The 17,785-nt window shown below is 68.4% G+C and carries 16 protein-coding genes; 10 read left to right on the top strand and 6 right to left on the bottom strand.

Annotated elements, in window-relative coordinates:
* The first annotated feature begins 105 nt into the window (after window positions 1–105).
* The 4 genes from AC1KAR_RS19360 to AC1KAR_RS19345 all read left to right on the top strand — a co-directional run bounded on the left by AC1KAR_RS19360 (window position 106) and on the right by AC1KAR_RS19345 (window position 4,695).
* Entirely contained in the window at window positions 106–1,236 is a 1,131-nt protein-coding gene (locus AC1KAR_RS19360) for a sensor histidine kinase (protein WP_480320724.1), read from the top strand.
* 10 nt (window positions 1,237–1,246) lie between these two features.
* A complete protein-coding gene (locus tag AC1KAR_RS19355; protein WP_480320722.1) occupies window positions 1,247–2,023 on the top strand; it encodes a LytR/AlgR family response regulator transcription factor in 777 nt (258 codons plus the stop codon).
* Window positions 2,023–3,318, top strand: coding sequence for a hypothetical protein (locus AC1KAR_RS19350; protein ID WP_480320720.1), 1,296 nt, complete (start codon window positions 2,023–2,025; stop codon window positions 3,316–3,318). Before AC1KAR_RS19355 ends, AC1KAR_RS19350 begins: the two co-directional genes overlap by 1 nt.
* A gap of 78 nt (window positions 3,319–3,396) precedes the next feature.
* On the top strand, window positions 3,397–4,695 hold the full coding sequence (locus AC1KAR_RS19345) for a hypothetical protein (RefSeq protein WP_480320718.1): 1,299 nt from the start codon (window positions 3,397–3,399) through the stop codon (window positions 4,693–4,695).
* Here the strand turns inward: AC1KAR_RS19345 and AC1KAR_RS19340 are convergent.
* From AC1KAR_RS19340 to AC1KAR_RS19330, 3 genes are all read right to left on the bottom strand, one after another.
* A complete protein-coding gene (locus AC1KAR_RS19340; RefSeq protein ID WP_480320716.1) occupies window positions 4,605–5,465 on the bottom strand; it encodes a dioxygenase family protein in 861 nt (286 codons plus the stop codon). The genes AC1KAR_RS19345 and AC1KAR_RS19340 overlap by 91 nt on opposite strands.
* Before the next feature lie 95 nt (window positions 5,466–5,560).
* A complete protein-coding gene (locus AC1KAR_RS19335; RefSeq protein WP_480320714.1) occupies window positions 5,561–6,421 on the bottom strand; it encodes a fumarylacetoacetate hydrolase family protein in 861 nt (286 codons plus the stop codon).
* 47 nt (window positions 6,422–6,468) lie between these two features.
* A complete protein-coding gene (locus AC1KAR_RS19330; RefSeq protein WP_480320712.1) occupies window positions 6,469–6,849 on the bottom strand; it encodes a nuclear transport factor 2 family protein in 381 nt (126 codons plus the stop codon).
* Between the two features lie 111 nt (window positions 6,850–6,960).
* Between AC1KAR_RS19330 and AC1KAR_RS19325 the strand changes: the two genes are divergently transcribed.
* The 3 genes from AC1KAR_RS19325 (at window position 6,961) to AC1KAR_RS19315 (ending at window position 10,707) form a co-directional block, all read left to right on the top strand.
* Window positions 6,961–9,513 carry an ABC transporter permease gene (locus AC1KAR_RS19325; protein ID WP_480320710.1) on the top strand — a complete coding sequence of 851 codons (2,553 nt, stop codon included), beginning with the start codon at window positions 6,961–6,963 and terminating at the stop codon, window positions 9,511–9,513.
* Between the two features lie 60 nt (window positions 9,514–9,573).
* Complete coding sequence (locus AC1KAR_RS19320) at window positions 9,574–10,206, top strand: CDP-alcohol phosphatidyltransferase family protein (protein WP_480320708.1); 633 nt, start codon at window positions 9,574–9,576, stop codon at window positions 10,204–10,206.
* A gap of 81 nt (window positions 10,207–10,287) precedes the next feature.
* A complete protein-coding gene (locus AC1KAR_RS19315) occupies window positions 10,288–10,707 on the top strand; it encodes a hypothetical protein (protein WP_480320706.1) in 420 nt (139 codons plus the stop codon).
* A 47-nt stretch (window positions 10,708–10,754) separates the two neighbouring features.
* Here AC1KAR_RS19315 and bktB read toward each other — a convergent pair whose 3' ends face one another.
* On the bottom strand, window positions 10,755–11,942 hold the full coding sequence (gene bktB, locus AC1KAR_RS19310; protein WP_480320704.1) for a beta-ketothiolase BktB: 1,188 nt from the start codon (window positions 11,940–11,942) through the stop codon (window positions 10,755–10,757).
* Window positions 11,943–12,041: 99 nt separating this feature from the next.
* Here bktB and AC1KAR_RS19305 point away from each other — a divergent pair, with 99 nt between their 5' ends.
* A complete protein-coding gene (locus tag AC1KAR_RS19305) occupies window positions 12,042–12,737 on the top strand; it encodes an SDR family NAD(P)-dependent oxidoreductase (RefSeq protein ID WP_480320702.1) in 696 nt (231 codons plus the stop codon).
* Between the two features lie 10 nt (window positions 12,738–12,747).
* Here the strand turns inward: AC1KAR_RS19305 and AC1KAR_RS19300 are convergent, their stop codons facing one another.
* Window positions 12,748–12,984: a hypothetical protein gene (locus AC1KAR_RS19300; RefSeq protein WP_480320700.1), complete on the bottom strand. Its 237-nt coding sequence runs from the start codon at window positions 12,982–12,984 to the stop codon at window positions 12,748–12,750.
* 463 nt (window positions 12,985–13,447) lie between these two features.
* Between AC1KAR_RS19300 and AC1KAR_RS19295 the strand changes: the two genes are divergently transcribed.
* Both AC1KAR_RS19295 and AC1KAR_RS19290 read left to right on the top strand, forming a co-directional pair.
* Window positions 13,448–16,639, top strand: coding sequence for an error-prone DNA polymerase (locus AC1KAR_RS19295; RefSeq protein WP_480320698.1), 3,192 nt, complete (start codon window positions 13,448–13,450; stop codon window positions 16,637–16,639).
* 138 nt (window positions 16,640–16,777) lie between these two features.
* Window positions 16,778–16,966, top strand: a complete 189-nt coding sequence (locus tag AC1KAR_RS19290; RefSeq protein WP_480320696.1) for a hypothetical protein — start codon at window positions 16,778–16,780, stop codon at window positions 16,964–16,966.
* A gap of 45 nt (window positions 16,967–17,011) precedes the next feature.
* On the opposite strand, the gene AC1KAR_RS19285 is transcribed toward AC1KAR_RS19290, so the two are convergent.
* Window positions 17,012–17,737: a hypothetical protein gene (locus AC1KAR_RS19285; RefSeq protein WP_480320694.1), complete on the bottom strand. Its 726-nt coding sequence runs from the start codon at window positions 17,735–17,737 to the stop codon at window positions 17,012–17,014.
* Window positions 17,738–17,785: the final 48 nt, after the last annotated feature.

Below are 17,785 nucleotides of genomic sequence, written 5' to 3'. Positions count from 1 at the left end.
GTAACGCTTGGTAGGCCCGATTGCCGAGTAGCAGGACTTGGCGACAATTGAGTGACGCCGCCGCGCTTGCAGGCCCACGCAAGCAGAAGAAGACCGTTCGATTCTATGGCCGACGCCAGCCGACAAGACGCTTCCGCCAAGAGCCGCCGCCAAGGGCTGGCGGAGCTCACCCGTCCCGGCGCGCAGCCTCACTCCAGCAGCATCTTCGGGCCCACGGGTTTCGGCTTGGCCGATGACGTGAAGGCGCGTGCGCCGGGCTCCGGCTCTGCCTTCGATGTGTGCCATGTGGGCGTCGTGCTGCGTGCGCTGCTGTTTGTTCATGGTGTGCTGGCCGTCGGTGTCGTGTTCGCGGCGGGCGATGTGACTGGCTGGCTGACGCTCCTGGCCATCGGCTCCAGCATGGCCTTGCCGGGTGTGCTGCTGTGGCTGGTGGCGGCCTGCCTGCTCAAGCGCCAGCTTGCGGCCTTGGCGCCCGGTGGGCAGTGGGTGGCCGCGATAGGCCTGGGCGCCCTGGGTGGCGCTTTCGGCTGGGGCATGCAGGCGGCCGGTGGTCTGAACCTCTATGGGGGTGGCATGTCGTGGGTGGGGCCGGTGCTGGCGGGGGCAACGCTTGCAGCCTGCTTGTTCTACTGGCTCACGCTGCGCGCCCGCGCGCGCTTGCCGGCCGACACCACGGCGCGGTTGGCCGAGCTGCAATCGCGCATCCGCCCGCACTTCTTGTTCAATACGCTCAACACCGCCATCACGCTCGCGCGGCTCGACCCGGCGCGCACCGAGGGCCTGCTCGAAGACCTGGCCGAGCTGTTTCGCGTGGCGCTCACCGAGAGCGGCGAGTCGGTGAGCCTGGCCGATGAGGTCGAGCTCGCCAAGCGCTACCTGGCCATCGAGAAGGTGCGCTTCGGCGAGCGCTTGCAGGTGAGCTGGGAGCTCGACGACGATGCCGGCACCGCGCGCGTGCCGCCGCTGCTTCTGCAACCGCTCGTCGAGAACGCAGTGAGGCATGGCATCGAACCTGCCACCGATGGGGGCGTGGTCCGCATCCGCACACGCGTGAAGCACGCGCATGCGGTGGTGAGCATCGTCAACACCCTGCCGGGCCAGCCCTCGCGGCCGGGCAACGGGATCGCTCTTCGCAACGTGCGCGAGCGCCTGCGCTTGCTGCACGACGTGTCGGCGCAGTTCGAGGCCCGCCAGGATCGCGATGTGTTCCGCGTGCAGATCGTGGTGCCGTTGTGAGGCGTGACCGATGAGCGACCAACTGCGCGTACTGCTGGTAGACGACGAAGAGCTCGCGCGCCTGCGCCTGCGCGGTCTCGTGGGCGAGTGCGAATCGCCCAAGGCGCGTGTGGTGGGTGAAGCGGCCAACGCCGGCCAGGCCTTGTCGTGGATCGGCGCCAACGAGTGCGACCTGGTGCTGCTCGATATCCACATGCCCGGGCCCGATGGCACCCAGCTCGCCGCCCGATTGCGGCAGTTGCCGCTGCCGCCCGCGGTGGTGTTCGTCACGGCGCATGCCGAGCATGCCTTGCAGGCCTTCGAGCTCGAAGCCGTCGACTACCTCACCAAGCCCGTGCGCCGCGAGCGGCTGCAGGCAGCCTTGCAGCGCGTCGCGCAGCGCTTGGGTGGTGGCCGACCCGCAGCGCCACCGCCTGCGAGCGACGAGCCCGTGCTGCTCGTCAATGAACTCGGCCGCAAGGTGCGTGTGCCGTTGTCGGAGGTGCTGTACCTCAAGGCCGAACTCAAGTACGTGACCCTGCGCACCGCCACGAGCACCCATGTGCTCGACGATGCGCTCACCGACCTGGAGCAGCGGCTGGGCGATCGCTTCCTGCGCATCCATCGCAATGCGCTGGTGGCGCGCCGCGCCATGCGCTCACTCGAACGGCGGGTGCTGCCGGGCGACGGCGACGACGAAGCGGCCGAAGGCTGGGCCGTGCGCGTGGCGCCGGTCGATGAATGGCTGGTGGTGTCGCGCAGGCAAGTCGCTGCAGTCAAAGAAGCAATAGCCCAGGGAGGGGTGTGATGGAACAAGAGACGGAAGAACCGCGAACGCGGGCGCGATGGTTCGGCCTCGCGCTCATCGTGCTGGCCCTGGTCGGCGTGGCTTGGCAGGCCTGGACGTCCGGCTTCGGCGCCGAGCCGCCGCCCCATGCCATGCCGGCGGGCTCCGTGTCGCAGCCCAGCCTGCGCGAGATGTTCGATCGGATCGACCCGAGCCGGCTTGCAATCTCGATGGGCGCAGCCGCATCGGTCCCGCTCATGCAGATCAAGCCCGCGCTGGCGCCTGACGAAGCCGAGGTATGCGGCCTGGGTGCACGCAAGACCGACGACGCCGGCCAGCTGCAGGACATGACCCCCGTGGTCGATGCCGCCCGCGGCGCCCGTACCAAGGCGCTGGCCGCGCTGCTGCGCAGCCCCGATGAACAAGGCCGCGCGGCGGGCTTGCTGCTCATGGCGCTGAACGCCGAGGCCGGCGACGGCCCCGAGCCCATGCAGCAGGCGCACGCACGCGACGCTCTGGCCGGCATGGCCGTCGCCACGCAGTCGCCGGCGGTTTATGCCTGGGCCATGCGCGCATGCCAGAACGACCGCAGCGAAGGCAATTGCCAGTTGCTCAACGCCGACCAGTGGGCGCGGCTTGAACCGGGCAATGCCATGGCCTGGATGCAAGCCGGCGTCGACGCCCAGGCGCGGCTCGATCCTGCAGGCGTGGCCGAGGCCATGTATCGCGTCTCGCAGGCCAGCCGTGTCGACGCGCACTGGAACAACTTCACGAGCGCCGTGCTGGCCCGCTTGCCGGGCGACGTGACCCCGTTGGGCAAGGGAGCGCTCGCCGAAGAACTCGTGGGCATCGAGGGCGCTGTCGCTTCACCGCACCTCATCGCCAGCCAGTTCTGCACAGATGCCGACGTGCGCGACGCCAACCGCCGCCAGACCTGCTCCGCGGTGGCCGAGGTGTTCAAGTCACGCGGCACCACGCTCACCGACGTGGGCCTGGCCGCCTCGCTCGGCGAGCGTGTGGGTTGGCCGGCGGATCGCGTCGACGCCCTGCGCGACGAGCGCGACGCCGTGTTGCAGGTGTACCGGCAGCGCGCCGAGGCACCGCGCGAGCGCTGGAGTTGTGCAACGCTGGCCAAGAGCACGCGCGAGTTCGCCGAGATCGGCCAGCAGGGCGAAATGGCAGTGTTGCGTCGCTCGTTCACGGATCAGACCGAGCCCGCCGCTGCGCTTGCACGGCGCTATCGTGAGACGGCGGCCAAACAGGCTGCGAACGGGGCGAGTGCAGTGGCGACGTCGGTTCTCCCAAGTGGGGGCTGACTAGGTCGTTCCCTCCCCACGAGACATTGCCAACGGGGTGCTTGGATGAGAGACGCAGGCGAGGGCCAGCCGCGACACTTGGCTCACTGGCTGGGCCTTGTACTGATCGTGGTCGCCGTCGCAACTGTCGGCCGGCTGGCCTGGACATCGCTTGAGGCCGATCAGCCATCGTCCGTCAGTCCGAGGCGCCCAGCGATGCAGCGGGAGACCCCCAGTCATCCCGGTGATGAAGCTGCCGATTCCGCGCTCTCGGGTAGTAGGCAGGCATCCGCTGTGTCGGCTCAGGATGGTGCGAGCGTCTCGCTGCGGTCCGGCGAGGTCGAGGTTTGCGGCGTGGGGCGACTGAAGGTCGACGCGAACGGCGAGCCCGCGAATCCAGAGTTGTTGCAGATCCCGCTACAAGAGGCGCGCGAGCGCGTGCTGCGTGCCCTTGCCGGCAGCAGCGACGAGGACGAGCGTGCTGCGGGTTTCTACATTGAGGCAATGTCATCGCAGCAGGTGATGGCCGCGGCTGAAGCGGCTTCCCTGCCTGCACTCGTGAAGGTGGAAACGGGGGCCGTCGACTCCCTGGTCCGCATGGCAGTCAACACGCGCTCGCCGCAGGTCTACGCGCTTGCCATGAGCGCCTGTCAAAAGCGGCCCAAGGGGGTGTGCCAGATGCTGTCGGCCGGGCAGTGGGCGCGCCTGGACCCGACCAACGCGGCCCCATGGCTCTACGTGGCGCAGGAGGCTCACCACCAGCGCAATGAAGCGGGCGTGGCCGAGGCCGTCTACCGAGTGTCACGCGCCACCAACAATGACTCACGCACGCTTCCGGCCGTGCGAGCCGCGATGGCGCATCTGCCGCCTGGGCCCCCGGGCTTCGTGCACGTGATGCTGTCGACAGAGCTGTTGGCCATGAGCTTTGCAGCGTCCCCTCCGCTCCAAGCCCTTGTCCGGCATTGCGACAAGGCGCGCTTCGACGCGAACCGGCAGCAGCTGTGTTCGGGCGCCGCTGAGCTGATGGTTTCGAGCAATGGTTCGTTGATGGATCTGCACATCGGCATTCGCCTCGCGGAACGCGCAGCCTGGTCGGATGAGCGCCTGAAGGCGTTGCGCGATGAACGCGACGCCTTGCACGAACGCTCCGTGGTCGCCATGAAGGACGTCGGCGACTTCATGAGCTGCCGGGCGGCCGAAGCGCTGTCGAGCTACCTGGGCGAACTAACCCAACATGGCGGCGAGCTCGGCGCCCTGCGCCAGATGAACAGTCCCTCGCGAGCCGACGCGGTGACGCTCGCGCAGCGCTACCGCGAACGGAGCCCTGTATCGGCAGCGGCCGCGAGCGCTTCGGCTTCCGGGCCGAACGCGTACACGTCCATCCCCAGGCAACCGTAGGTCACGCCTTCGTGCAGGCGCAGGGGCGTGCTCTCGCGCCCGCCGGCGCCGGCGGCCACGAACCAGGGCAGAAGGTGCTCGTCGGTCGGGTGCATGTCGGCCGCGTTCGGTGCGAGGCTTCGGTAGTCGAAGAGGCTTTGCCAGTCGCGCGCGCCACTGCGATCGTTCACCCATAGGCGAAACGCCGCGCTTTCGGCGATCTCCGGCGCGTGGGTGTCGGCGCGGCCGCCGGCAAACACGCGGCGCAGGTTGTGCGTGATGCTGCCGGTGCCCATCACCAGCACGCCTTGCTCGCGCAGGCTCGCAAGCGCTTCGCCAAGTGCGAACTGCTGCGCGGGCGGCAGGTTGGGCACCCAGGCGAGCGGCAACACGGGGATGTCGGCCGCGGGGTACATGAAACGCAGCATGCTCCAGATGCCATGGTCGAGGCCGCCTTGGTCAAGGCGGTGCACCGGCCAGCCGGCGCGCGAGAGCAGGCCTTCGACCTGGGTGGCGAGTTCGGCGGCGCCCGGGGCGTCGTAGCGAAGCTGGTAGAGAGCGTCTGGGAAGCCGCCGAAGTCGTGCACGGTGGTGTGCTGCGCGGCGGCCAGCAGCACGGGCGCGCGTGCGGTGCTGTGGGCCGATATGGCGAGGATGGCGCGTGGACGGCCGAACGTGGCGTCAATGGCCGGGCCGAGCGTGCCCAGGAACGCTCCGGTGGCGCCGGGTTCCAGCGCCAGCATGGGCGAGCCGTGCGAGACGAAGAGGGCGGGCAAGGTGGTGGTGCTCATGCCTGCATTGCAGCACCGCACTTGCGAGCGTTGGTTCGGCAGATTTGCATGCAGTGTTCGTGAGCCTTGCTCGACGGCCCCTGATGCGCGGCGGTTCAGTTGCCGTCGACCACCGGGTTGCGCAGCACGCCCAGGCCTTGAAGTTCGATCTCGCACACGTCGCCGGCCTTCATCCAGATCGGTGGCTTGCGGGCCATTCCGACACCAGCCGGCGTGCCGGTGATGAGGATGTCGCCGGGTTGCAGCGTCATCGCCTCGGAGCACGCGGAAACCAGCGTGGCCACGTCGAAGATCATGTCGCGCGTGTTGCCGTCCTGCAGGGTCTCGCCGTTCAGTCGGCACTGGATCTGCAGGCCACTCGCACCGGGCGGCAGTTCGTCGGCCGTGACGAACTCGGGGCCGAAGGCGCCGGTGGCGTCGAAGTTCTTGCCCATCAGCCACTGGTGGGTGCGGAGCTGGTAGTCGCGGATCGAGCCGTCGTTGAAGAGCGAGTAGCCGGCCACGTGCTCCAGGGCGCGTTCTTTCGGGATGGCGCGACCGGCCTTGCCGATCACGGCGACCAGCTCGGCCTCGTAGTCGAATTGCACCGATACCCGCGGGCGCTGAAGCGCCTGACCGTGTGCCACCCACGACGACGGGTAGCGCTGGAACACGACCGGGTGCCTGGGGGCTTCGAAGTTGCTCTCGCTCGCGTGATCGCGGTAGTTCAGTCCGATGGCCAGGGCCTTGCCGGGGTTGAGCACGGGTGGCAGGTAGCGCAGCCCGGCGAGTGGCACGCGCGTGGCGGCGCCCGCAGCAGTGGTGCGCGCCGATTGCATGGCGCTGTCACCCAGGCGCAGCAGTTCGTCGAGCGTGGCGGGCAGGCCGAGGGCGGTGATGTCCACCAGTTCGTCGGGACCGGTGCGCACACCCAGGGCGGGCTGGCCGCGGTCGTTCTGGAATGCGATGAATCGCATGGTGTTCTCCTGTGTCTGGGCTGAGGGTGCCAACAAGAACGCAGCGATCAGCGATCGAGTCGCGTGGCACCGGTCACGAAAACGGCTTTGCGGATGCGCCCGTGTTCTACCTCGTAGATGCACAGCATCTCCAGCGTGCCGCGGCCTTCGGGGAAGTTGCGTGTGATGAGCTCGTGGTCGCTCACGACCGATCCCACCGCCACGCGCGACAGCAGCCGCGCATGCAGGTCGGGCTCGACAAAGCGTGCCCGGTAACGCTCTCGCATCTGCGCGTGCCCGGCGGCGATGCGCTCGCCCTGCAGCGTGCACTGCTCGGCGTCGGGCGCGTAGGTGGCGAGCAGGGCCTCGATGTCCTTGGCGTTGTAAGCATCGAGCTGTGCTTGCACGACGGCGATGGCGGCCGTCTCGGGTGTGGATGGCTGGGGCATGGCATGTCAGGGCGGTCTGTGGGCGGATTCAACCATGCCTGCCCGAGCAGAGCCCGAGTTGCCGCGCGGCCACCGGCCTTGCGGTAAGGTGCAGCGCTCATGGAGCCTGTCATGCCCCCACACACCCCTGCATCCCTGTGGCAACTCGCCTGGCGCCAGATGGCCCGCGATTTTCGCGCCGGTGAACTGCGCCTGCTCTTGGTTGCGGTGACGCTGGCCGTGGCGGCGCTGAGCGCGGTGGGCTTCTTTGCCGATCGGCTCAACAACGGGCTGGCGCGCGACGCACGCCAACTGCTGGGGGGTGATGCGATCGTGGCGAGCGACAAGCTGCTGCCCGCCGAGTTCAGCGAGAAGGCAGCCGCGCTCGGCTTGAAACTCGCGCACAGCGCCACCTTCCCGAGCATGGGCCGCGCGCCGGATGAGAAGGGTGGCGCGAGCAAGCTGGTGGCGGTGAAAAGCGTGAGCGACAGCTACCCGCTGCGCGGCGCGCTGCGCATCGCCCGCGAGCCGGGCGGGGCAGAGCAGTCGGTGACGCGCGCGCCGCCGCCCGGCAAGGTGTGGATCGATGGCCCCTTGCTCGACGCCTTGCAACTGCGCATGGGCGACACCTTGCTGCTGGGTGATGCACAACTCACCATCGACGCGATCATCGTGACCGAGCCCGACCGTGGCGCAGGCTTCATGAGCTTTGCGCCCCGCGTCATGCTGAACGAGGCCGATCTCGCGTCCACGGCGCTGGTGCAACCGGCGAGCCGCGTTACCTACCGGCTGGCTGTGGCCGCGCCGGGCAAGAGCGACCGGCCGGTGAGCGACTTCGTGGCCTGGGCCGATGCACTGCTCAAGAAGGAGTCGCTGCGGGGTATCCGTGTCGAGTCGCTCGAAACCGGACGCCCCGAGATGCGCCAGACGCTCGACCGCGCCGAGAAGTTCCTGAACCTCGTGGCGCTGCTGGCGGCGCTGCTGGCCGCGGTGGCGGTGGGCATTGCGGCGCGCGACTTCGCAGAGCGGCACCTCGACGACTGCGCCATGCTGCGCGTACTCGGCCAGCCGCAGCGCACGATCGCCCTGCAATACCTGATCGAATTTGCGTTCGTGGGCCTGCTGGCCAGCGTGGCCGGCGTGGCGATCGGCTATGCGGTGCATTACGTGTTCGTATGGCTGTTGGCGGGGCTGGTCAGCGCCGCATTGCCTGCCGCAACGGGCTGGCCGGCGTTGTTCGGCGTGGGCGTGGGGTTCACGTTGCTGATGGGGTTCGGCCTGCCGCCGGTGCTGCAGTTGTCGCAGGTGCCGCCGCTGCGCGTGATCCGTCGCGACGTGGGCGCGCTCAAGCCGGCATCGCTCGCCGTGCTCGGTGCGGGTGCGCTGGGCTTCGTGGCGCTGTTGCTTGCGGTGTCGTCCGATCTCAAGCTCGGGCTCATCGCGGTGGGTGGGTTCGCGGTCGCGGTGGCGGTGTTCGCGGCGCTGTCGTGGCTGGCGGTGCAGTTGCTGCGCCGCGCCGTACCCGAATCGCGGGCGCCACGCTGGCTGGTGCTGGCCACGCGCCAGATCGCGGCGCGGCCGGCGTTCGCCGTGCTGCAGGTGTCGGCGCTCAGCGTGGGCCTGCTTGCGCTGTGCCTGCTGGTGCTGCTGCGCACCGATCTCATCTCGGCCTGGCGCCAGGCCACGCCACCGGATGCGCCCAACCGCTTCGTGATCAATGTGCAGCCCGACCAGGGCGAGGCCTTCCAGGCGCGCCTGAAGGCCAGCGGCGTGGGCAAGTACGACTGGTACCCCATGATCCGGGGCCGTCTCATCAGCATCAACGGCCGGCCTGCGTCGACCGACGACTACGCCGACGACCGCGCCAAGCGCCTGCTCGATCGCGAGTTCAACCTGAGCCACAGCGCGGTGCTGCCGCAGCACAACGCCGTCACCGTCGGCAAATGGGTGCCGGAGGAGCAGGGCGGCCTGAGCGTCGAAGACGGCCTGGCCGAGACGCTGCGCCTGAAACTCGGCGACACCCTGCGTTTCGACATCGCCGGCGTGCCGGTGGAAGGCCGCATCACCAGCCTGCGCAAGGTCGACTGGGGTTCGATGCGCGCGAACTTCTTCGTGATGTTCCCGACCGCGCAGATGGCCGACGTGCCGGCCACCTACATGGCGGCGTTCCGCGCGCCCGCACCGGCCGATGTGCCGGGCTTCGACAACGCGTTGAGCCGCGAGTTTCCGAACATCACCAACGTGGATGTGTCGGCGTCGATCGCGCAGGTTCAGGGCGTGCTCGACCAGGTCGTGAGGGCGGTCGAGTTTCTCTTTGCCTTCACGCTGGCCGCGGGGCTCGTGGTCTTGTTCGCGGCCGTCACCGCCACACGCGAGGCGCGTGCGCGCGAGTTCGCGGTGATGCGTGCGCTGGGTGCCAGCGGCAAGCTGCTGGCCCAGGTGCAGCGCGCCGAGTTGCTGGGCGTGGGCGCGCTGGCGGGCTTTCTCGCCGCCGTGGCGGCCATGGCCGTGGGCTGGGCGCTGGCCCGGTTCGTCTTTCAGTTCACCTGGACGGCCGCGCCATGGGTCCCGTTGGCCGGCAGCCTGGCGGGCGCCGTGCTCGCGCTGGGCGCGGGCTGGTGGGGCTTGCGAGAGGTGCTGCGCCGCCCGGTCATCGAGACACTGCGGCGCGCGGCGGCGGAATGACGGCGCGTTGGCGCGAGCGGGTCGACAGCAAGAGACACAACGACAACCAAGGAGCAACGCATGGCCAATGACAAGAACCCACCACGCCACTTCTCGATGATCCGGGGCTTTCACCTCGCGGACTTCCTCACGCTGGGCAACGCCGCATGCGGCGTGTGTGCGGTGTTCCTGGCGATGGCGTTCATGTCGAGCCGCTCGATGGGGCTCTTCTTTGCCGCGGCGGCCATGGCACCGGCCGCGTTCGTGTTCGACATGTTCGACGGCCGCGTGGCGCGCTGGCGCCAGACGCACTCGGTGCTCGGCCGAGAGCTCGATTCGCTGGCCGACGTGATCTCGTTCGGCGTGGCCCCCGCATCGCTCGCCTTTGCCGCGGGCCTGGACGGCGGTTGGGACGTGGTCGGCCTCGTGTACTTCGTGTGCTGCGGCGTTTCGCGCCTGGCTCGCTACAACGTGACGGCCGAGTCGCTCGCCGGCGGCGCCGACAAGGTGGCTTACTTCGAAGGCACGCCGATCCCCACCAGCGTGATCCTGAGCGGCGTGCTCGCGCTTGCCGCATGGCAAGGCGCGATCGGGCCTTCGGTCTGGGGCGGCGCATTCGCGATCGGGCCCTGGGTGCTGCACCCGCTGTCGTTGATGTTCGTGCTCTCGGGCACGCTGATGATCAGCAAGACGCTGCGCATCCCCAAGCTCTGAAACCACACGCCGCGGGCGGCTGCATCCACACGGGGTCGGGCGACCGATGCATGATCCGGCCCTGTGCAAGGAGGATCGAACATGAAGCGACGCGCACTCCTCTCGACCCTGGCCAGGCTGGGTCTGGCCACCTTCGTTCTGGCGGCGCTGGGTGGCCCCAGCCTCGCGCAGGTCTACCGGCCACGGCCCGGCCGCGGCCAGGGGGCGGTTGCCCGAGGGCGCTTCAGGGGTTCGACCGGCGGGGTCAACCGCGGTCCGCTGCCGGGTGTGTTCACCGTGAAGTCGGTCGATGCGGGTCAAGGCATCCTGCTGCTGGGCGACGAAGACGGCCAGACCGGTGAGGTCTATGTGCAACCCCGCGTCTTCGACATCAGCACCCTGCAAGCAGGAGACGAGGTCGAAGTCGATTTCGTCGTGCCGAGCGGGAGCAGCAGCAGTGAAAGCGACAGCGGCCGCCCTACGGCAGCCGCCCTCTGGAAGGTCGAACGCGTCAGCGAGTAGACAGGGTCAGACCTTGACCAGGTGCACCGGCTGACGCACCCCGTGCATCAGCCCATGCGCTCGAAGATCGCCGCGATGCCCTGGCCGCCGCCGATGCACATCGTGACCAACGCATAGCGGCCCTTGACGCGCTCCAGCTCATAGAGCGCTTTCACCGTGATGATCGCGCCGGTGGCGCCCACCGGGTGGCCGAGCGAGATGCCCGATCCGTTGGGGTTGACCTTGGCAGGGTCGAAGCCGAGGTCCTTGCTGACCGCGCAGGCCTGTGCGGCGAAGGCCTCGTTGGCCTCGATCACGTCGAGGTCGGAGACCTTGAGGCCCGCCTTCTCCAGCGCCTTGCGCGTGGCCGGCACCGGGCCGATGCCCATGTACAGCGGGTCGACACCTGCATGGCCGTACGACACCAGGCGCGCGAGCGGCTTCAGGCCGCGGCGCTCGGCTTCGGCGCGCTCCATCAGCACCAGCGCAGCGGCGCCGTCGTTCACGCCCGAGGCGTTGCCTGCAGTGACGCTGCCGCCTTCTTTCTTGAACGCGGGCTTCAGCTTGGCCATGTCTTCGAGCTTGGCGTCGTTGCGCACGTGCTCGTCGGTGTCGAACATCACGGTGCCCTTCTTGCTCTCGAGCGGCACCGGCACGATCTGCTCCTTGAAGTAGCCGGCCGCGATCGCCTTCTGGGCACGGCGGTGGCTCTCCAGCGCGGCCTCGTCCTGCTGGCTGCGGGTGATCTCCCACTTGGCGGCCACGTTCTCGGCGGTGATGCCCATGTGCACGTTGTTGAACGGGTCATGCAGCGCGCCGAGCATCATGTCGACCAGCGTGGCGTTGCCCATGCGCGCACCCCAGCGCGCCTGCGGCATCGAGTAAGGGCCGCGGCTCATGTTCTCGGCGCCGCCGGCGAGCGCGATGTCGGCATCGCCCAGCAGGATGGTCTGCGCTGCGCTCACCACGGCCTGCAGGCCCGAGCCGCACAGGCGGTTGACGGTGAGCGCGGGCGTCTCCTGGCCGACACCGCCTTCAACCGACGCCACGCGGGCGAGGTACATGTCGCGCGGCTCGGTGTTGATCACATGGCCGAAGACCACGTGGCCGACGTCCTTGCCGTCGACCTTGGCGCGGGCCAGCGCCTCGCGGGTGGCAATGGCGCCCAGCTTGGTGGGCGGCACGTCTTTCAGGCTGCCCCCGAAAGTACCGATGGCGGTGCGTGCTCCGCTGACGACGACGACTTCTCTCTTCATGTTGGGCCTCTCGGGTGGTGGGTTGAACCGATGAATGGTGAACCGGCATTGTGATCACATCCACAATGCCGAGTGTCCTGTTCAACCAGTCGAATGCCCATGACGTCCTCACTCTCCATCGTCATCACCGGCGCTGCCGGCGCGCTGGGCCAGGCGACGGCCCATCACCTGCTCTCGGCTGGCCATCGTGTGGCCCTGCTCGATCAGGATGCGAGCCGCCTGCAGGCCATCTTTGGGGCGTCGGCGGGCGCCTTGCTCCTGGCCGCCGACGTGACATCGCCCGCGAGCGTGGCCGCCGCCGTGACACAGGTGCATCAGGCGCATGGCGGGATCGACGCACTCGTTCACATCGCCGGTGGCTTCGAGATGGGCGAGGCGGTGCACGAGATCACGCGGGCCTCGTGGGATCGCATGATGGACCTCAACGCCTGGTCGTTCGTCAACCTCACGCAGGCGGTGGTGCCCGTGATGAAGCGCCAGGGCAGCGGCGGCGTGGTGGCCGTGTCGGCGCATGCGGCCTTCGAGGGCCAGGCGCTCAAGGGCGCCTACTGCGCGGCCAAGAGCGCGTTGCAGCGCTTGGTGGAGTCATTGGCGCGCGAGGGGGGCGCAGACGGCATCCGCGCCAACAGCGTGGCGCCCACGATCCTCGACACACCGGCCAACCGGCACGCCATGCCCGACGCCGACCGTTCGGCGTGGGTGCCGCTCGAAGCGGCCGCACAGGCCATCGCCTTCCTGGCCACACCGGCCGGGCAGGCGGTGACGGGGCGGCACGTGTCGCTCGGGCGGAGCTGAGTGCGGCGCCCTATCGCGACAAGGTGATCTGCGAATCCTTGACGTGCAGGGCGCCGTCCTTGCCCAGGTCCACCAAGGTGCCGTCGCCCAGCCGGTATTCGGAGATGCCGGTAGGCTCCCAACGTTCGGGTTCGCTCGGGCCGGCCGAAGGGTCGCGCACCATGTGCTCGAAGCCATAGACCTTGTGCGTGGCGCCGTCCGAGCCGTGCGCGTCGAACGATTCGAGGAGATGAAGCTTTCTGTCCATGAGGGCCTCCTGTGTGAGCAGTGTTAGAGGGTGCTCGCCACATGATGTTCCCCTTCTGGTTTCGCCAAGCGGGCTACCCATGCGGCCCGCGTGGACGCTGCTCTGGATGCGGCAGCGCGCCGTTCAAGCATGCACCTGCTGGCTCGGCGGATGTTCATCGAAGGTTCAGTGGCACGTGCCCCTTCACGGTGCTCGGGTTCTCCACTTTTGATGTGGTTAAGGCTGTGGATAAGCCGCCTTCGTGCCCCGCGAAGCGGCGCAAATGCGTCGCTTTCTCAAGCTGCCCGCCGATTGAGCAGGCCGCTGCGGCGCAGCATGCCAGGCGGCCTTGAGAAGTGAGAAAGACGACACGCGCGGACATCGCCTGAGCATGGCGTGATCTGGGTTGCGTCGGTAAACTGTATAAAAAGACAGTTGTTGTGCGGGCATCTCCGGTGCATGCACTTTCTCGATGCCAGCCGCCATGTCCCCCACCGCTCCCGCCGCGCCTTATGCCGAGTTGCATTGCTTGAGCAACTACAGCTTTCTTCGCGGAGCATCGTCGCCCGAAGAACTGGTGGCTCGCGCGCAGGAGTTGGGCTACAGCGCGCTCGCGATCACCGATGAATGCTCGCTCGCCGGCGTGGTGCGTGCCCACCACGCGGCGCTGGAGCACAAGCTGCACCTCGTCATCGGCAGCGAGATGCGCCTGTGCGGCAGCGACGACACCCGCACGCCGCATGCGCACCTGGTGCTGCTCGCGCAAACGCGGCGCGGCTACGGCAATCTTTCGCACTGGATCACCGTGGCGCGGCGGCGTGCCGCCAAGGGCTGCTACCTGGCCCACCCCGGCGATGTGGAAGGCCAGGTGCCCGATGCACCTACGCTCGCCGGCCTGCCCGACTGCCTGGCCTTGCTGGTGCCCGATGCCGATCAACCTGTCGAGGAGGTGCTTGCCCATGCGCAGTGGCTCAAGCGCTGGTTCGGTGACCGTGCAGCCCTGCTGATCGAACTGCTGCACCACCAAGGCGACGACACCCTGCGTGACACCGTGGAGCAGGTGGCCGAGGCCACTGGCCTGCCCATCGCCGCGGCCGGCGGTGTGCTGATGCACGTGCGTTCGCGCAAGCCCCTGCAGGACGTGCTCACCGCCACGCGGCTGGCCCGCCCGGTGGCGCAGTGCGGCTGGAGCCTGGAGCCCAACGCCGAGGCCCACCTGCGCCCGCGCGCGCGGCTGGCCGGCATCTACCCGGCCGAGTGGCTGGCACAGACGATCACGCTGGCGCAGCGCTGCAGCTTCTCGCTCGCCGAACTGTCGTACGAGTACCCGCAGGAGATCGTGCCCGAAGGCGAAACACCCACCAGCTACCTGCGCAAGCTCACGCTCGCCGGCGCGCAACGGCGGTATCCGCGCGGCCTGCCCGAGCGGGTGCTCGATCAGATCGAGCACGAGCTCGACCTGATCCGCCGGCTCGACTACGAGCGCTACTTCCTCACCGTGGCCGACATCGTCGAGTGGGCTCGCGCGCAGCACATCCTTTGCCAGGGCCGGGGGAGCGCCGCCAATTCGGCGGTGTGCTACTGCCTGCACGTGACCGAGATCGACCCGGGCCGCTCCACGCTGCTGTTCGAGCGTTTCATCAGCATGGAGCGCAACGAGCCGCCCGACATCGACATCGACTTCGAGCACCAGCAGCGCGAAGAAGTCATCCAGTACATCTACGCCAAGTACGGCCGGCACCGCGCGGCGCTCACCGCGGTGGTGATCCGCTACCGGCCACGCTCGGCGCTGCGTGACGTGGGCCGCGCGCTGGGCATCGACCTGCAGCGCATCGATGCCGTCTCGAAGAGCCTGCACTGGTTCGACACGCTGGAAGGCAACCAGGCCCGGCTGCGCGAGCACGGCTTCGACCCCGAGGCACCGCTGTGCAAGTTGTGGCTGGAGCTCACCGCGGCCTTGATCGACTTTCCGCGCCACCTGAGCCAGCACCCCGGCGGTTTCGTGATCGCCCGCGACCAGGTCTCGCAGCTGGTGCCGGTCGAGAACGCAGCCATGGCCGACCGCAGCGTCATCCAGTGGGAGAAGGACGACCTCGAATCGCTCGGGCTGATGAAGGTCGACATCCTCGCGCTCGGCATGCTGAGCGCGCTCAAGCGCTCGCTCGAGTTCGTCAGCCACAAGCTGGGCCGGCCCTTTCGCCTGCAAGACGTGCCCGACAAGGACGAGGCCACCTACGACATGGCCTGCGCGGCCGACACCGTGGGCGTGTTCCAGATCGAGAGCCGTGCGCAGATGAGCATGCTGCCGCGCCTGCAGCCGCGCTGCTACTACGACCTCGTGGTGCAGGTGGCGATCGTGCGGCCCGGGCCGATCCAGGGCGGCATGGTGCATCCGTACCTCAAGAACCGCCGCCTACATGACGACGAGATCGAGTACCCCGCCGAGTTGCGGCCCGCACTCCACCGCACCAAGGGCGTCCCGATCTTCCAGGAGCAGGTGATGCAGATCGCGATGCTCGCGGCCGACTTCACCCCCGGCGAGGCCGATCAACTGCGCCGCGCCATGGCCGCCTGGAAGCGCAAGGGCGGCCTCGGGCCTTTCCATGACAGGCTGGTGAACCGCATGGTGCAAAAGGGCTACAGCGAGGCGTACGCCGAACGCATCTTCAAGCAGATCCAGGGCTTCGGCGAATACGGCTTCCCCGAGAGCCATGCCGCGGGGTTCGCGCTGCTCGCCTACGACAGCAGCTGGCTCAAATGCCATCACCCCGATGCCTTCCTGGCGGGCCTGCTCAACAGCCAGCCGATGGGCTTCTACGCACCGGCCCAGTTGGTGCGCGATGCGCGCGCGCATGGCGTGGAGGTGCGCGCGGCCGATGTGATGTGCAGCGGGTGGGAGTCGAGCCTCGAAGGCGCGGCGGGCAGCGATGGTGGCGGCGTGCACGCACCCCTGCAACCGGTGCGACTGGGCCTGCACATGGTCTCGGGGCTCTCGCAGGAAGCCGGTGAACGCATCGCGGCGGCTCGTGCCCAAGCCCCGTTTGAGAATGCCGAAGACCTGGCGCGCCGCGCGCACCTGAACGCACACGATCTCAAGTGCCTGGCGCAGGCCGATGCATTGCACGGGCTGAGCGGCCACCGCCACCAGGCGGCGTGGGCCGTGGCAGCCATCGACACGCGGCCCACTGCCCTGCTGCGCGAGACGCGGCTGCACGAAGACGCCACCGCCGTGCTCGAAGCACCTTCTGCGATCGACGACACCCTGGCCGACTACCGCACGCTCGGGCTCACCCTCAAGCAGCACCCACTGGCCATGCTGCGCGAGCAACTTAATGCCTTCAAGGTGCAGACCGCTGCCGAGTTGCGCCACTGCCCGAACGGGCGCCTGGCGCGTGCGAGCGGGCTCGTCACGCATCGGCAGCGGCCTGGCACGGCAAAGGGCACGATGTTCGTCACGCTAGAAGACGAGACCGGCGTCATCAACGTGGTGGTGTGGCCGCGGGTGGTGGAGTCGCAGCGCAAGCCGTTGCTCGCGTCCACCTTGCTCACCATCTACGGGCAGTGGCAGCGCGAAGGCGAGGGCGCACGCACGGTGATGCACCTGGTGGCCATGAAGGCCATCGACCATTCGGCATTGCTGCAGGGGTTGGTGAGCCGCAGCCGCGACTTCCATTGACACCGCAAGCGAGGTAGACGGGCGTAGGAAAGAACCGACACGCAAACCGGCTACGGGCCGAGGGACAAGGCGAGTCGCCGCTCCTACAGTTCATCGCACAGGCTCATCGAGAAGCCGACGACAACCTCAGGAGTTCCCATGAAAGTTCAATCTGCCCTCTACGTCTTCATCGCCACCGTCTCCATCGCCATGGCCGCGTGCCAACCGGCCGAAGGCCCGGCCGAGCGTGCTGGCAAGTCGATCGACAACGCTGCCCAAAAGGCCGGCAACGAGATCGAGAAAGCCGGCGACAAGGTGAAGGACGCGGTCGACGACGCGAAGAAGTAAAGCCAAGCGCCGCGTAGCCCAGGGCTTGCGGACACGCCCTGGCTATCAGGCCATCTCGGCGGTGGCGGCCTCTCTGGCCGTTGCTTTCGTGGTGGCCTTTTCATGTGCGTTGGCGTGGGCTTTGCCTGCCTGCCCCGCCTTGGCTCGCTTGGGGGGCATGGTCATCTCGAGCGTCGCGTTGTGCCTGGGTGCAATCTCTGCCCCCCGCAGCACATGGTTCAGCTCTCGCGCGCCACCGAGCACCACCACCAGTGGGCAACCCACCTGGCGCAGGTTGCGCACCTGTTTGGCCTGCGGCAGCCACAGGATGGGCGTGGCGCCCCAGGCCGACGCCGCCTGCATCAGCGGCCCGACCGGGTCGGTCTTGAACTTCTTGCCGCTTGCACCCACCAGCAGCGATTCACCTTCGATCAGGTCGGTGTTCCAGTCTGCGTCTGTGCAATCCTGGATATCGATCACGAAGCGCACACCGTCGGAGCGGATCACCGCCACCGGGATCACGCCGCCGTGCGGCACCGCCTTGTCGAAGCGCACCGCCCATTGCGTCGGGAAGTTGAGCGAGCGCCGAGCCTTGAGCAGCACGCGCAGCGGGCGCTGGCGGATTTCGGTGAAGGCCATCCATGCCAGGCCGCACGCCGAGACGACGAGGCTCGAGACGGCGAACTCCCACCAACTGCCCCAGGTGATGCGCGCGGCTTCGATGCCGCCGACGAAAAGCGCAAAGCCCAGGAGCATCTTGGCGAGCCAGGTGACGAAGGGAGTGCTGCGCATGGCGGTGCTGCGGATACAAAAGGTGTTTGCAGTGACGATTCTGTACAA

This window comes from Piscinibacter sp. PDB1-1, assembly GCF_056675995.1.
This window is presented reverse-complemented; position numbering and strand designations above follow the sequence as displayed.